Raw genomic sequence first — 14,626 nt, forward strand, 5'->3', positions numbered from 1 at the left:
CACACGGAGGAATGAGTGCCCACCATCAACGTCGTCGAAAGCCCCGCAGATCTGAGCGCCGAGTGGTTGACGTCCGCGATCGGCTCAGCGGTCGCGGACTTCTCCTACGAGCGCATCGGGACGGGCCAGATGAGCGAGTGCTACCGCGTCGCGCTGACGTATGCGGACCAGCACGCCGGCCCCGCGACCGTGGTGCTCAAGGTGGCCGCCACCGACGCGGTCAGCAGGCAGACCGGTTTGGCGCTGGGCCTTTACGAACGCGAGGTGCGGTTCTACACCGACATCGCGCCGCGGATCGGGGGACCGGTGGCGCCCTGCTTTTCGTCGGCATTCAACCCGGAAACCGGCGCCTTCCATCTGCTGCTCGGTGACGCGGGACCCGCGACCGTCGGAGACGAGATTCGCGGTGCCTCAGCCGAACAGGCCATGCTGGCACTGTCCGAGCTCGGCAGACTGCACGGCCCGCTGCTCGGGGATCCCGCTGCCGCGAGCGCCGAGTGGCTCAACCGCGAGGCGCCGGTCAACCAGGCGCTGATCGCCAACTTGTACGCAGGTTTCGCCGAGCGCTACGCCGACAAGATCGCGCCAGAGCATCGTGAGGTGTGCGAGCGACTGCTCGCGAGCTTCGACGGGTACCTGGCCGCGGAGTCGGCGGACGACCGGGTCAAGGGGCTCGTGCACGGGGACTACCGGCTCGACAACATGCTGTTCGGGCAGGCCGGGGCCGACCGGCCGCTGACAGTCGTCGACTGGCAGACGGTCACCTGGGGTCCGGCGATGACCGACGTGGCGTACTTCATGGGCTGTGCGCTCCCTGTCGAGTTGCGCCGCGAGCACTACGACGCGCTGTTGGACGCTTACCACCAGGCGTTGGGTCCCGACGCGCCGATCAGCTTCGAGGACGTCCGCGACGGCGTGCGCAGGCAGACCTTCTTCGGGGTGATGATGGCGATCATCTCCTCGATGCTGGTCGAGCAGACCGAGCGCGGTGACGAGATGTTCATGACGATGCTGCAGCGCCACTGCGAGCACGTAATCGACGTCAACGCGCTGAGCATACTCCCGGAACCGGTTGCGCCCGAACCTCTTACACCCACGGCCGAGGACGAGGGTGAACATCCGTCCAGCGACGACCCGCTGTGGAACGAGAGCTGGTACTACGACTTCGTCGACCCGCAGCAGGAGATCGGCGGTTGGGTGCGTCTGGGGCTGTACCCCAACCTCAAGACGTCCTGGGTCAACGGCCTCGTGTGTGGTCCGAACATCCCGACCTACGCGTTGCTCGACTTCGAGGGCACCGATGCGATTGAACTGACGCTGACCCCCACCGAACCGCTCAAGACCGTCCGCGTCACCATGCGCGGCCGCGGCCAGGCGTACGACGATCCGGCTGGGCTGCTCCGCAACGAATCCGGCCGTCCTGTCGACGTGTCGATGGAACTCGAGTGGACCACCACCGGCACGCCGTATCTGTACCGGGTGACCCCGCGCTACGAGATACCGTGCTCCGTGTCGGGCACGGTGTCGGTCGACGGTCACGAGTTCACGTTCACCGATGTGCCGGGCCAGCGCGACCACTCCTGGGGTGTGCGCGACTGGTGGTCGATGGACTGGGTGTGGAGCGCGCTGCACCTCGACGACGGCACCCACCTGCACGGCGTCGACATCCGCATCCCCGGCGCCCCGCCGCTCGGTATCGGCTATGTGCAACCGCCCGGCGAACCGCTGATCGAACTGCAGACCGTCACTGCGCGGGAGACGTTCGCCGACAACGCTTTACCGGTGGAGACGACGCTGACGCTGGCGCCCGGCGACGTGACCGTCACGGCCGAGGTGCGCGCCCATGCTCCGGTGCTGCTGACCTCGCCCGACGGCCGGATCAGCCACTTCCCCCGCGCGTGGGCGACGGTCACGACGGCCGACGGCCGCAAGGGCGTGGGCTGGCTGGAGTGGAACCGCAACCAGCCCTAGCCTCCATCTTTGTGGTGCGAACGTGCGGGTTTGCACACGACACACCGCGAAACTTCGGCGCTTTGCGCACCCTCGCGCCGCAGCGGGCGTGCGCTAACGCGGGGCGTACATGATCAGACCGACCCCGGCCAGACAGATCAGCGCCCCGGTGACGTCCCACCGATCGGGCCGAAAGCCGTCGGCGATCATTCCCCACGCGAGTGAGCCGGCGATGAAGACCCCGCCGTACGCCGCCAGCACCCGGCCGAAATGGGCGTCGGGCTGAAACGCGGCGACGAAACCGTAAGCGCCCAGGGCCATTACGCCGGCGCCGATCCACCACCAACCGCGGTGCTCACGCACGCCCTGCCACACCAGCCACGCGCCGCCGATCTCGAGCAGCGCGGCGAGGACGAACAGCATCACCGATTTGAGCACCATCACGTCACTCAGCGTGCCGTGAGCGTGCGCAAAATGCTCTCACGCCGCGGCGTGTCGTGTGCAAACACGCACCGTCGCGCCACTGATTGTCAGGTCAGGTGGGCGCTGTCGTCGTCGAGGTCGTCGCGGTTCAGGCCCATGGGCGTCGCGGCGGGCAGGTCGCCGCCGGCGACCACTTTGCGGGTGATCGGTGTCAGCGTGCGGAACAGCGTCTCGATCTCGTCATCGTTCAACACGTCGAGCGCCGGCAGCGCCAGCCGGTCGGTGTCGTCCTCGATCCGCTGTTTGAGGTCGCGGCCGGCGTCGGTGAGCTCATCACCGTCGAGCAGTCCACGCCCAACGAGCCGGTCGCGGTACAGCGCCCACTGTTCGTCGTCGTAGTCGCGGCTGCGCATGATCATCTCCTTGGGCACACGGCCCGCAGCGGCGTGCAGGATGTTGCTCTCGCGACCGGAGATCCCGTGAGTGATGAGCAACGCGATGTGGCCGTCACCGCGCTGTTCCCGCAGCAGCGTTGTGGCGTGCCAGAGTTTGGCCAGAGGTTCGTCCGGCCACGGCAGAGCCGCGTTGGCGGCGAACAGGCATCGACCGTCGAGCGCGGCGCTGCGGGCGACCTTCGCCAACAGGTCAGCTGCGGTGGCCACGTCGTCGCCGTGTCCGACGCCGTAACGCTCGAGCGCCGCCACCGCGGACTCCAGTCGAACCCGCAGCGCGTTGGCCGGGGGAGCCACCTCCCACGCCGCCGGAAGAGCCTTGGCGACCCGGTGCGGCGCGAAGTTGTAGAACGCCGCCGTCACCACCTCGGGCGCGACCTCGCCCAGCGGTGCCGACCTGGCCGCGAAATAGCCCATCCAGAATCCCTTGTAGCCAAGGCCGTCGAGGGCCGCCCGAGCTTCGGGGGCGAAGTAGGTGACGGCGTGCACGGGTTCGAGTCGATCGAAGAATCGGCGCGCCAACGACGGTTGCCTGTCCACGTCGGCAGTTAACCACTGACGTCGATCCCCGCCCGCCGCGGCCCGATCATGAGGTGTCAGTGGCCCGACGAATCCTCGGACACCGCCGAACTGGCCTCGTCGATGATCGCCCGCATGGCCTGTTCGGCCGCCGCCTCGTCACGCAGTCGGATGGCGCGCGCAACCTCGTCGTGCAGGTTGATCGCGGCGGGGTTGGGCGTCGAGGGCATCATCCCGTGGTGGGTTCGCCCGGCGAGCACTTCGGCCACAACACCGTCCAGTGCACGGAACATCTCGTTGCCGCTGGCCTCCAACATGGTCCGGTGAAACAGCTTGTCGGCCTCGAGGTATGCCTCGAGGTCGCCCGCGCGGCCGTGGACCACCATGTCCGAAACGGCGGCCGCCATGATGCGGCACTGATCCGGGCCGGCCCGCCGCGCGGCCAGAGCGGCCGCCGCCGGCTCGAATCCGCGGCGTAGCTCGGAAAGCGAGAGGAGTTGGGCGGCCCGGTCGCCTGCTTCCAAGCGCCAGCGAATCAACCTGGGGTCGAAGACATTCCACTTCTCCGACGGTTGGACCGTGATGCCCACCCGCCGCCGCGACTCGACCATGCCCATCGATTCGAGGACCCGGATCGCCTCACGAGCGACGCTGCGCGACACCCCGTGACGCGCGCTGACCCCGTCGAGGGTCAACACCTGCCCGGCGGGATACTCACCGGAGACGATCGCGGTGCCCAGCGCATTGAGTAGATTGCCGTGCAGCGCGCCGACGATTGGTTGAGACGCCACGCATACATCTTTTCATAACGTTGGCAATAGCCACTAAAGACATATCAATGCGTAATGCTATTGCAATCGTATGCCTATTACGGAATGCTGTGTGATGCCAAACACAACTGGGTAGGTGGAGGAAATGGCGTCTCCGATCGTGGTCATGGGCGTCTCAGGTTCGGGCAAGTCGACCGTGGGTGCCGCGCTCGCGCAGCGATTGCGCGTACCGTTCGCCGATGCGGACGACTTCCATCCGCCGGCCAACATCGCGAAGATGACGGCCGGTGAGGCGCTCGACGACGACGACCGCTACCCGTGGCTGGAAGCGATCGGTGAGTGGTTGGCCGAGCGCTGCGCAACCGGTGGGGTGATGAGTTGCTCGGCGCTCAAGCGCAAGTACCGGGATCAGTTGCGGCGTCACTGCCCTGAGGTGGAACTCCTGCATCTGGTCGGCACCCCAGAGGTCATCGGCAGGCGGCAGGCCAGCCGTCCCGGTCACTTCATGCCGGCATCACTGCTGGCTTCTCAATTCGCGACACTCGAACCGCTGGGACCCGACGAGCGCGGCGTCGACATCGACGTCGACCAGAGCATCGATGCCATCGTCGAGAGCTATGTAGCGGCAACGGGTTCGACCGACCGGTAAGACGCGTGGCTGATACACCGGATGAACCAAAGACGTTGCCAGTGAGGCGCTTTGGCCATCCACCGATAGTGAGACGTCCGGAAACATCCAGCACTGACAGTTCGGAGCCCTGATGGAAGCAATCGATCCCGCCTACGGAGCCACGACGCTCCTGTTGATCGCCGCGGGGGCGGTAGCGCTCCTTTTGTTCTTGATCATCAAGGTCAAGCTGCACGCCTTCGTAGCGTTGGTGCTCGTCAGCGTGCTCACCGCGCTCGCCGCGGGCATCCCTGTCGGCGACGTTCCCGACGCCATCAGTTACGGCTTCTCGAACACCCTCGGCTCGGTGGCGCTGCTCGTCGGCTTCGGCGTCATGCTCGGTCGGCTGCTCGAAGTCACCGGCGGCGCGCAGGTTCTCGCCGACACCCTGATCGCCCGATTCGGTGAGAAGCGGGCGCCGTTCGCGCTCGGCGTCGCCGCGCTGCTGTTCGGCTTCCCGATCTTCTTCGACGCCGGTCTGGTCGTGTTCCTGCCCATCATCATGACCGTCGCCCGACGGTTCGGAGGGTCGCTGCTGCTCTACGGTCTGCCCGCGGCGGGCGCGTTCGCCGCCATGCACGCCCTGGTGCCACCCCATCCGGGGCCGGTGGCCGCGGCCGAGGCACTCGGCGCGAGCATCGGCGTGACGCTCCTGGTCGGCGTCCCGGTCGCTGTTCTGTCCTGGTACATCGGCGTACTGCTGGTTTCCCGGGTCATCGGGCACCGCGTACACGTCGACGTCCCGACGGCGTTGTTCGGCGAGATGAACGGCGGAACAACGAACTCCGTACGCGACGATGCCGGCGATGCCCCCGACGGATCCGGCGCCGGAGGAGTGGCCACCGCGGCCCGAACCGCTCCGTCGTTCGCCTCGGTGCTCGGCGTGCTGCTTCTTCCGTTCGTGTTGATCTCGTTCAACACCGTTCTCGACACCCTGGTGACCGCCGGGATTCTGGAAGAGGACGCCACGTGGGCGCGCTACCTGATGTTGCTCGGCGACACGAGCGTTGCGCTGCTGATCACCGTGATCGTGGCGGCCGTGGTGTTGGGTCTGCGGCGGGGCCGGTCGATGGACGAGGTCAGCGCCCTCTACGACAACGCGCTCGGGCCCATCTGCTCGGTCATCTTGATCACCGGGGCCGGCGGCATGTTCGGCGGGGTGCTGCGGTTGAGCGGCATCGGCAGCGCACTCAGCGATTCCCTGTCGGGTCTGGGGATGTCGCTGATCGTCCAGGCCTTCATCATCGCGACGCTGCTGCGCGTGGCCCAGGGATCGGCCACGGTGGCGATCACGACGACGGCGGGCCTGCTCAGTGCCGCAGCGGGCGAGGCGGCTCTGAGCAGTCTTCACCTCACCTTGTTGTGCATCGCCATCGCCGCCGGGGCCACCGTGCTCTCCCATGTCAACGACTCGGGCTTCTGGTTGGTCAGCCGCTTCTTCGGGATGGATGTGAAGACCACGCTGAAGACGTGGACGGTCATGGAGACCACGCTCGGCCTGACCGCCTTCGCGTTCAGCCTCATCTTGTGGCTGGTGATCTGACGCCGAACCCGTCGCGAAAACAAGGGAGTTCGATCAAGCGACGACGCTTAGCAGACGCTTAGCAGCCCGCTGACAAACGGAATGATTGGTGGTTGCGTCCACAGTTCCGGATAGCCCGCCCGCAGCTGTCGACTTGGGGCTTCACCGCCCCGCGGGCGACATTTCTGCCGTTTCGTCGACGTACAGCACGGTGGCATGCCGGTTAGAGCCAGGACGCTCAGTCGACGATTTTCTGCCCTCTGCGAAGCGCATCGTTTACGAAGTTCGTGTCGTCGGTAATACTCCCGACAGTCATACAAAGGGTCACGATCCAAATTACGACGGCCACAGGGAGAAAGATCAGGGTGAGCACTCCAAGAACGAAACCAATGGCATTGGCTACCACATATGGGAGTCCCTTACGGGTTAGCCCGAGATAGAGGTGCCCGCCACCAGGCCAGAGGATAGTTATGAGAAGGGCGACTGCACTCGACTTCTCCTGCGGCGGTTGCGAATAAAGCGAATGAGTTGAACGCTGTGGGTGCACATCGGGAGCTTGTTGTCCCCATGCGCTGCCATTCCACCATCGCATACCGTGACCGCTCGGATCCGTGTACCACCCCGGTAAAGGTCGAGCATTTCCCTGCGACGGATCCCCCTGCGGCATTCCCACAGATGAAGGATACGCACCCCCGCCAATGTGCGCGGAGCGATTCCGGCCGAATTACTGATACGAAACGAGCATAAGAGCTGCCTCGACCAATTAGAGCGCTAGATCCGCAAGTCACGAGACCGCGTGTGACCCGTCCGCGCGATTGCCACGGCGTCTAGATCAATCGAGATGCATGCGAGCGGAGATACCCAGGCTCGTGATGCCCTCACAACACGAGCCAGGAAAAAACAAAGTGCCGAGTCAATGTACCGGCGACCTCGCGGTTCAGGGCCGCTTTTCGTACGCTCCGCAGGGAGTTCAGCGGAGCTTGCGCTGCTGGCGCTTGGCCTGCTTGCGCGCCTCCTTGCGTGCGGTCTCGGCTTGTTTGCGAGCGGTGTCGGCCTGCTTGCGTGCGGTCTCGGCCAACTCCGCGGCGCGGCCGCGCGCCGTCTCGGCCAACTCGGGAGCGCGGTCACGAGCGATGTCTGCCCACTCCGAACCCCGTTCGCGCGCGACGTCGGCGAGCACAGCTCCGCGTTTGCGCGCCACCTCGGCGAGCTCGGGTCCGCGTTCGCGGGCGACGTCGGCGAGTTCCGCACTGCGCTTGCGCGCCAGTTCGGCGAACTCGGGCGCGCGTTCGCGGGCAACGTCGGCGAATTCGGCCCCGCGTTCGAGTGCGACGTTGGCCAGCTCGCGGCCCCGCTCTGCGCCGACATGCAGGCCATGGCCCACCTTGTCGGCCAGCGCGCTGTCGGAGAGTGCGCCACCCGCGGCCGCGCCGACGGGCAACGCCGCCGTGACCGCTTCAGAGACCTTGTGCGCCGCGCGCCGGCCACGCCAACCGAGCGAGGGTTTGCCCTCCGTGTCGACCGCCGCGATGATCAGTCCGCCGATGAGGCTCACGTCGGTGATGAACGCACGCCGCTCATCGGCCTTGCGCTGGGGATCTGTCTCGCTCCAGAACGTATGTCCGCCAAGGCTGCCCGGCACCACGCTCAATGCGAGGGCCGCGGAGGCGAGCCGAGGGAGTTTGCCGGTCGCGAGCAGCAGGCCACCGCCGATCTGGACGGCGGCCGTCGCGCGGGCGACGGTTTCGGCGTTCGTCGGAACGTTGGTCCCGACCGGGTCGGGCAGCTTGCTGAGCCCCTCGAGGGTCGGGCGTGCGGCGTCGGCCGCCGGTTTCGGGCTGCGAAGGGCTTCCACACCTCTGGCGATGAAGGCTGCTGAGAGCATCGGGCGCGCGATACGGCGAATCAACATGGCTCGGGAGTTCCCAGGCGTATCGGGACGCAAACGTCAATTGGGCGCGTCGCGGGGAGTCCGGTGCCGCAGCGGCATGATGTACCAGAACCCGACGAGCGAGATCAGCACGACGCTGCAGGCGATCCACGCCGCCGTCCGGTCGGCGACGGCATCGAAGATGATCGTCGCGACGCCGGAGAGCGCGACGCCGAGCAGCAACGTGCCCGTGATCGCGAAGGCGTGCGCGGTTGCCACCAACGTCTCCATGCGGTGCCGCCGGAACAACAGTCGGTGCATGCTGACCGGGGCGATCAGCAATATCGTCGCGCCTATGGAGCAGGCCACCGTGACGAGATAGACCGTGCGCATGACCTCGTCCAGCTCGGAGAAGCGATCGCTGAACGGCAGTATCAGCAGAAAGCCGGTGAGCAGCTGCACACCCGTCTGCGCGACCCGAAGTTCCTGCAACAGGCTCGACCAATTGCGGTCCAGCCGTTGGGCTTCCGTCTCGTGGCGCCGGTAGCCCTCCGGCCCGTCCGGATCGGGTCGCTCGAAGTCCACATCTGATTCTGGCAGCCGCTCCAGTGGCCGGTCGACCGAATGACGGTTTCCGGCCAACCGGTCGGTGGCAGTCGACGCCGGAGTACGTTGGCGAGGGTGGCGCTCGTCGCGGGGATAGATTCATCGACTCAGTCCTGCAAGGTGCTCATCTGTGATGCCGGCACCGGGGCGGTGGTCCGCTCGGGCTCGGCTCCGCACCCGGATGGAACCGAGGTCGATCCCGGGCACTGGTGGTCGGCGCTTCAGGCCGCGGCCTCGGCGGCGGGCGGTCTCGACGACGTGGCGGCGATCTCGGTGGGCGCGCAGCAGCACGGCATGGTCTGCCTTGCTGACGACGGTCATGTGGTGCGAGATGCGTTGCTGTGGAACGATGTTCGCTCGAGTAGCGCCGCCGCCGACCTGATCCGTGAGTTGGGCGGTCCGCAGGAATGGGCCGCGCGGGTGGGCGTGGTGCCGGTCGCGGCGATCACCGCGGCGAAGGTGCGCTGGCTGGCCGATCACGAGCCCGGGCACGCGGATGCGACCGCGGCCGTGTGCCTTCCGCACGACTGGCTGACCTGGCGGCTGAGCGGCTCCCCGGATCTCGGCGACCTGCGCACCGATCGCAGCGATGCCAGCGGAACGGGGTATTTCTCCGCCGCCACCGGTCGCTACGACATCGATCTTCTCGAGATGGCCATGCGGGGCAGGCGACCCCTCGTTCCGCCGGTGCTCGAACCGGCCGCGAGCGCCGGACGCTCGGCCTCCGGTGCGGTGTTGGGGCCTGGGGCCGGCGACAACGCCGCGGCGGCGCTCGGCCTCTGCGCCGACGAGGGCGATTGTGTGGTGTCGCTGGGCACGTCGGGTGTGGTCAGCGCCGTCGGCGCGGTCGCGCCCCGCGATCCGGAGGGCATCGTCGCCGCTTTCGCCGATGCCACCGGTCGTCAGTTGCCGTTGGTGTGCACTCTCAACGGCGCCCCCGTGCTCGCCGCCGTAGCGAAGATGTTGGGCGTCGAGTTCGGCGACTTGGACCGGCTGGCACTGTCGGCGCCGCCGGGTGCGGAGGGCCTCACCCTGGTGCCGTATCTGGAGGGCGAGCGGTCGCCTAACCTACCCGCGGCCGCCGGAGCCCTGCACGGTGTGACCACACGAAACCTGCTGCCCGCAAACGTCGCTCGAGCCGCTGTGGAAGGCCTGTTGTGTTCGATGGCCTATTGCATCGAAAAGATCAGGACACACGGTGTCGACGTGGGACGCGTCATGCTGACGGGCGGGGGAGCGCGCTCGGAGGCGGCTCGCCGGATCGCACCGGCGATTTTCGGAGCGGCGGTACAGGTACCCGAACCCGCCGAATACGTTGCGCTCGGTGCTGCCCGTCAGGCCGCGTGGACGCTGGCCCAATCGGACGTGCCGCCGTCGTGGCCGCTGGCCGACATCGCGACCTACCGTGCGGATCCCACCCCGTCGGTGTTCGACCAGTATCGGGCTGCGCAGCCGCTTACTCTGGGGCAGTGAACTTTTCGTGGGATCGATTGGCAGACGGCGTGTTTCGCACCCGTTTGCCGTTTCTCGACGTCACGGTGGGCGTGGTCGCCGGACGTAGCGGCTGCCTGCTGATCGACACGGGCAGCACGTTGGCCGAGGGGCGGGCCATCAATACCGACGTCGCCGAGCTCACCATGCAACCGGTGTGCCATGTGCTTCTGACCCACGACCACTTCGACCACGTCCTGGGCTTTCCCGCCTTCGGCGGCGCGCAGGTTTACTGCGCGCCCCCGGTGGCCGGCACCGTGACCTCCGGCAGGCAGTACCTGCGCGCGGACGCGATACGGCACGGCGCCGACACCGAAGAGGTGGACGCGGCGATCGGTGCGCTGCGCGAGCCGGACTGCAAGCTCTGGGAAGCCACTGTCGACCTCGGTGGACGGACGGTGGTGATCAGCCATCCCGGTCGCGGCCATACCGACCACGATCTGATCGCGGTGGTGGCCGCGGCGGATGTGACGGTCGTGTTCTGCGGCGACCTCGTCGAGGAATCGGGCGACCCGTCCATCGAGTTCGACTCCGACCTTGACGCCTGGCCGGCGACGCTCGATCGGGTGCTGGCCGCAGGGGGCGGCGACGCGGTCTACGTGCCCGGTCACGGGTCCGCGGTCGACGCCGACTTCGTCCGTCGGCAGCGCCGCTGGCTCACCGCCCGAAAGTGACGAATTTCAACACATAAGTGTGACCTAATTCATTGTCAGGCGCCTCGGCGGGCGGGCACGCTGGCCTTTCCTATCGAATATTTGCCAAAAGGTGCTTTCAGTTCATGCCTGATACGTCGGATTTCGACTTCGCGTACGACCTCACGCTCGACGAGGGGCGGCGGCGCGCGGCCGTCCTGGAAGCCATCGGCGACGATTGGGATCCGATCGCCGTGCTGCAGCAGGAGCGGTTGGCCTACGACATGCTCTACAGCGACTTGGACGACGAGCAGCAGCGGATCTACGACGAGCTCGTGCGCGCCGGTGTCCTGCCCGATCGGACGGTGACCCGTGCTGCCGATTGATCCCACCGCCGACCGCGCACGGCGGGCCTGGCTGGCCTGCCCCGGTTGCGACCACGGCTCGGGCTGCGGTGAGTGTGCCAGTCAGCGCAACTGCGCAGACCACTGGCAGTATCTGCTGAGCAACCGGGCCACGGTCGTTCATCTGCAATGCCCGACCTGCGGGCATCTGTGGTCGACGGATACGCGGCACCGCAGGCGCCGCGGGGCCGCCTGAGGGTCGACCCGCCCGCCCGAGCGCTCAGGGGTTCCGGGGGTGAATGAAGACACCGTCGGCTTCGACGGTGACGCCATCGGCGTCGGCGATATGCCCGACCGCGAACGTCTTCGGGCCGTCCACCCGTTCGACCCAGGCCTCCGCGCGCAGCGGGTGACCAAGCCGGGTCCCGCGCCGGTACCGCGTGGTCAACGTGCCCGTGACGGCGGGCTTGCCCGGTTTGTGCGCTGTGGCGCCGAGGACGTGGTCGAGCAGCATCGCGCAGACTCCGCCGTGGACGTGCCCGGGCGGGCCTTCGAATGCGGCGCCGAGTGTGAATTCGGCCCATACCCGGCCGTCGGGATCGTGATGCACCACCAGCGGTGGGGCAGCTGGATTGCGGACTCCGATGACGACATTTCCCCACACCATGGCCTCGCCGTCACGGGTGTGTTCGAGTCCGAATGAGCCGTCGCGCAGCGCTTCACTGAGTTCGTCACTGGCGCAATCGATTCGGCCCTTCGCGGCCGCTACCGTCGCGGCGTCCGCGCGGGTGCGGATGGTGACGTCGATCAGTCGGCGCACCGATTGCGCCAGCGGTTCGTACACCGCACGCAGGTCGTCGAGTTCGGAACCGGCCATGGGCTTCAGCGTGCGCACGCCTGGGCGCCTCCGCAAGGCGGCGTCCCGGCCAGTGGTGCGTTGGAGGTGCGGTGTGCTCCTGCGTTGTTAGGCTAGGCAAATGGCGAAAAGCACGTCCGACGCGAAGCCGAATCTGGCCGCGACCAGTTGGGCGCTGCTGGGCATGCTGACCTACGAACACGAACTGTCGGGCTACGACATTCGCAAGTGGATCGAATGGAGCATGCGCTTCTTCTACGGGAGCCCCGCCTACAGCCAGATCTATTCGGAGCTGAAGAAGCTCGAGAAGTTGGGACTGCTGTCCTCGCGCGTCGAGAACACCGGCCGGACCCGCAACCGTCGCCTCTACAAGATCACCCCCGCGGGTCTCGACGCGGTGCGGCGGTGGGCCAACGAGGCGCCCGTCGATCCGCCGGTGCTCAAGCACAACCCGTTGCTGCGCGTGACGTTCGGACATCTGACCGAACCGGAGCGCCTCAAGGAGATCCTGCAGGAACACATCGCCTACGCCGACGACATGCAGCGCCAAGCCGCGAAGGACGCCAAGTGGGCGGGCGTGGACCCGTCGTGGGCCTACGCGAAGGTCGCATTGCAGTGGGCCGAGCGGTATTACGCCGCAGAACGCGAGCTCGCCATGAAGATGCTCAAGGAACTCGACGAGGCCGAGGCCTCCTTCGCGGATGCCGGTATCGAACGGGGCACGCAAATCCCTTGGCCTGCACCGGAATACTGGTACGAGATCGAGAAGAAGGCCGAAGCCGAGGACTGATGAGTCACCCGCCTGCGGCGTTCGCGGCGGCGATATAGCCGTACACCAAACCCTGCGCGATCGTCGCGCCCGCACCGGGATAGGTGGCGCCGAACGCATTGGCCGCCGTGTTGCCGATCGCGTGCAACCCGTCAATGGCACTGCCGTCCTCCCGCAGCACACGGGCGTGGTCGTCGACGCGCAACCCGCCGCACGTGCCCAGGTCGCTGAGCACCATCTTGACGGCGTAGAACGGCCCCCGGTTCAACGGGCGCAGGTTCGGGTTGGGCGTGACGGTCGGATCACCGTAGTAGCGGTCGTAGGCACTGGCCCCGCGGAGGAAGTCGGGATCGACTCCGGCGGCGGCGTTTTCGTTGAACCGTTCGACGGTCGCGGTCAGCGCCGATTCGTCGACGCCGATCTTGGGGGCGAGTCCGGCGATGGAGTCGGCGCGGTGCGCGATACCGGCGTCGTACCACCTCTGGGGTATCGCCATACGCGGGAACAGTTCGGCGGCGAAGACGTAGCTGTTGCGATAGCCCTGGTCGAAGAGGATCCACATGGATTCGACCGGGTTCCCGGCGCGTTCACGCTCGAGCAGACGCTGTCCGAACGTCATGTAGTCCGTCGCCTCGTTGACGAACCGGCTACCGGTCTGGTCGACAATGAGAGATCCGGGAAGCGATCGCTCCGCCAGCATGACCTTCGGATCGGCGCCCGGCAGCGCCGCGACGGCGGGGAACCACCACGCCTGGTCCATCAGATCGGTTGCGGCGCCGACGTCTTGGGCGATTCGGATCGCGTCGCCAGTGTTCGTCTCCGCGCCCAGGCTGGCATGCTCGCCGAGGGATTCCGACTGAAACTTCCAGCGCATGTCCATGTCGTGGTCGAAACCACCCGCCGCGAGCACGACACCGCGGCGCGCCGACACCGTGATCTCCGCGCCGTTGTGGTCGAGCACCACGCCGCTCACCCGGTCGCCAGCGGTGACGAGCCGACGCAAGGTGGTGTCGGTCCAGACGGGGATGCCCGCGCGCAGCACACCTGCGAAGAGGCCGGCGGCCAGCGCCTGGCCGCCGGCGACGTACCGCCGCTTGAGGGCCAGTCCGCCGATTCCTTGGCCGAGGCGTTTGGCGATGACCGGCAGACCTTTGCGCGGCACCCGCGACATCAGGTTCATCCAGCGGTAATCCGCGCCGGTGGTCGGTATCGGGACCTTGGCCTCCATCACGCCGGGCCGCAGACGCGTGCGGTACCGGCCGAGGATCCCCGAATCGAGGGGACGACATTCGCACGTGCGACCCACGGCGGTGCCGCCGGGCGCTTCGGGGTGGTAGTCCGAGTACTCCTTGGCCCAGAAGAGCCGCATCGGCGTCGCCCGCCGCAGCAGCTCGATCGTCGCGCCGACGTTCGCCAGGAACGCGTCCGACCGCTGCGCGGGCGCCGTCCCGTCCACCACCGCGTCGAGGTACGTCTTGGCCCGGGCCGCGGTGTCGGCGCCGCCGTCGCCCTTGATCACCGTGCTGGCCGGGAGCCACAGCGCGCCGCCCGAACGTGCAGTCGAGCCGCCGACGTAGGCCGACTTCTCGACGATCAGCACGGACAGGCCGCGCTCGTGAGCGGCGAGTGCGGCGGCCATGCCGGTGCCGGACCCGATCACCACCAGATCGACGTCTGTGTCGGTCATCGGTAAGCCGTCGGGGATCGTCGCCCCGTATGCGCTACTCACAACCGAACAAATTAGAGCGGTTCGAT

At 67.3% G+C, this 14,626-nt stretch carries 15 protein-coding genes; 7 read left to right on the plus strand and 8 right to left on the minus strand.

Features of this window, described 5'->3' with window-relative positions; genetic code table 11:
• Window positions 1-15: 15 nt before the first annotated feature.
• Window positions 16-1,971: a DUF7064 domain-containing protein gene (locus tag AU198_RS18910; protein WP_064350089.1), complete on the plus strand. Its 1,956-nt coding sequence runs from the start codon at window positions 16-18 to the stop codon at window positions 1,969-1,971.
• Window positions 1,972-2,064: 93 nt separating this feature from the next.
• Here AU198_RS18910 and AU198_RS18915 read toward each other — a convergent pair whose 3' ends face one another.
• From AU198_RS18915 to AU198_RS18925, 3 genes are all read right to left on the minus strand, one after another.
• Complete coding sequence (locus AU198_RS18915) at window positions 2,065-2,391, minus strand: YnfA family protein (RefSeq protein WP_064350090.1); 327 nt, start codon at window positions 2,389-2,391, stop codon at window positions 2,065-2,067.
• 89 nt (window positions 2,392-2,480) lie between these two features.
• Window positions 2,481-3,365: an SCO6745 family protein gene (locus AU198_RS18920; RefSeq protein WP_064350091.1), complete on the minus strand. Its 885-nt coding sequence runs from the start codon at window positions 3,363-3,365 to the stop codon at window positions 2,481-2,483.
• Window positions 3,366-3,421: 56 nt separating this feature from the next.
• Entirely contained in the window at window positions 3,422-4,135 is a 714-nt protein-coding gene (locus AU198_RS18925) for a FadR/GntR family transcriptional regulator (protein WP_064350092.1), read from the minus strand.
• A 124-nt stretch (window positions 4,136-4,259) separates the two neighbouring features.
• Here AU198_RS18925 and AU198_RS18930 point away from each other — a divergent pair, with 124 nt between their 5' ends.
• Together AU198_RS18930 and AU198_RS18935 are read left to right on the plus strand one after the other, a co-directional pair.
• Window positions 4,260-4,763, plus strand: coding sequence for a gluconokinase (locus tag AU198_RS18930; RefSeq protein ID WP_064350093.1), 504 nt, complete (start codon window positions 4,260-4,262; stop codon window positions 4,761-4,763).
• A 112-nt stretch (window positions 4,764-4,875) separates the two neighbouring features.
• On the plus strand, window positions 4,876-6,324 hold the full coding sequence (locus AU198_RS18935; RefSeq protein WP_064350094.1) for a GntP family permease: 1,449 nt from the start codon (window positions 4,876-4,878) through the stop codon (window positions 6,322-6,324).
• Between the two features lie 217 nt (window positions 6,325-6,541).
• Here the strand turns inward: AU198_RS18935 and AU198_RS26930 are convergent, their stop codons facing one another.
• From AU198_RS26930 to AU198_RS18945, 3 genes are all read right to left on the minus strand, one after another.
• The gene (locus tag AU198_RS26930) at window positions 6,542-6,970 is read right to left on the minus strand and encodes a DUF2510 domain-containing protein (RefSeq protein WP_082691102.1); all 429 of its coding nucleotides are present in this window, start codon (window positions 6,968-6,970) and stop codon (window positions 6,542-6,544) included.
• Window positions 6,971-7,273: 303 nt separating this feature from the next.
• Window positions 7,274-8,215 carry a DoxX family protein gene (locus tag AU198_RS18940; RefSeq protein WP_064350095.1) on the minus strand — a complete coding sequence of 314 codons (942 nt, stop codon included), beginning with the start codon at window positions 8,213-8,215 and terminating at the stop codon, window positions 7,274-7,276.
• A gap of 36 nt (window positions 8,216-8,251) precedes the next feature.
• Window positions 8,252-8,758, minus strand: coding sequence for a DUF6328 family protein (locus tag AU198_RS18945; protein ID WP_064350096.1), 507 nt, complete (start codon window positions 8,756-8,758; stop codon window positions 8,252-8,254).
• Between the two features lie 96 nt (window positions 8,759-8,854).
• Here AU198_RS18945 and AU198_RS18950 point away from each other — a divergent pair, with 96 nt between their 5' ends.
• From AU198_RS18950 to AU198_RS18960, 3 genes are all read left to right on the plus strand, one after another.
• A complete protein-coding gene (locus tag AU198_RS18950) occupies window positions 8,855-10,252 on the plus strand; it encodes a xylulokinase (protein WP_064350097.1) in 1,398 nt (465 codons plus the stop codon).
• Window positions 10,249-10,944, plus strand: a complete 696-nt coding sequence (locus AU198_RS18955; RefSeq protein WP_064350098.1) for an MBL fold metallo-hydrolase — start codon at window positions 10,249-10,251, stop codon at window positions 10,942-10,944. Before AU198_RS18950 ends, AU198_RS18955 begins: the two co-directional genes overlap by 4 nt.
• 104 nt (window positions 10,945-11,048) lie before the next feature.
• The gene (locus AU198_RS18960; protein WP_064350099.1) at window positions 11,049-11,288 is read left to right on the plus strand and encodes a DUF6400 family protein; all 240 of its coding nucleotides are present in this window, start codon (window positions 11,049-11,051) and stop codon (window positions 11,286-11,288) included.
• A gap of 238 nt (window positions 11,289-11,526) precedes the next feature.
• On the opposite strand, the gene AU198_RS18965 is transcribed toward AU198_RS18960, so the two are convergent.
• On the minus strand, window positions 11,527-12,123 hold the full coding sequence (locus AU198_RS18965; protein WP_064350211.1) for a PaaI family thioesterase: 597 nt from the start codon (window positions 12,121-12,123) through the stop codon (window positions 11,527-11,529).
• Between the two features lie 100 nt (window positions 12,124-12,223).
• Here AU198_RS18965 and AU198_RS18970 point away from each other — a divergent pair, with 100 nt between their 5' ends.
• The gene (locus tag AU198_RS18970) at window positions 12,224-12,892 is read left to right on the plus strand and encodes a PadR family transcriptional regulator (RefSeq protein ID WP_064350100.1); all 669 of its coding nucleotides are present in this window, start codon (window positions 12,224-12,226) and stop codon (window positions 12,890-12,892) included.
• A 4-nt stretch (window positions 12,893-12,896) separates the two neighbouring features.
• Here AU198_RS18970 and AU198_RS18975 read toward each other — a convergent pair whose 3' ends face one another.
• On the minus strand, window positions 12,897-14,600 hold the full coding sequence (locus tag AU198_RS18975; protein ID WP_064350101.1) for a 3-ketosteroid-delta-1-dehydrogenase: 1,704 nt from the start codon (window positions 14,598-14,600) through the stop codon (window positions 12,897-12,899).
• Between the last annotated feature and the right edge of the window lie 26 nt (window positions 14,601-14,626).

The sequence above is a fragment of the Mycobacterium sp. GA-1199 genome (genome assembly GCF_001500045.1).
Classification (GTDB): Bacteria; Actinomycetota; Actinomycetes; order Mycobacteriales; family Mycobacteriaceae; genus Mycobacterium.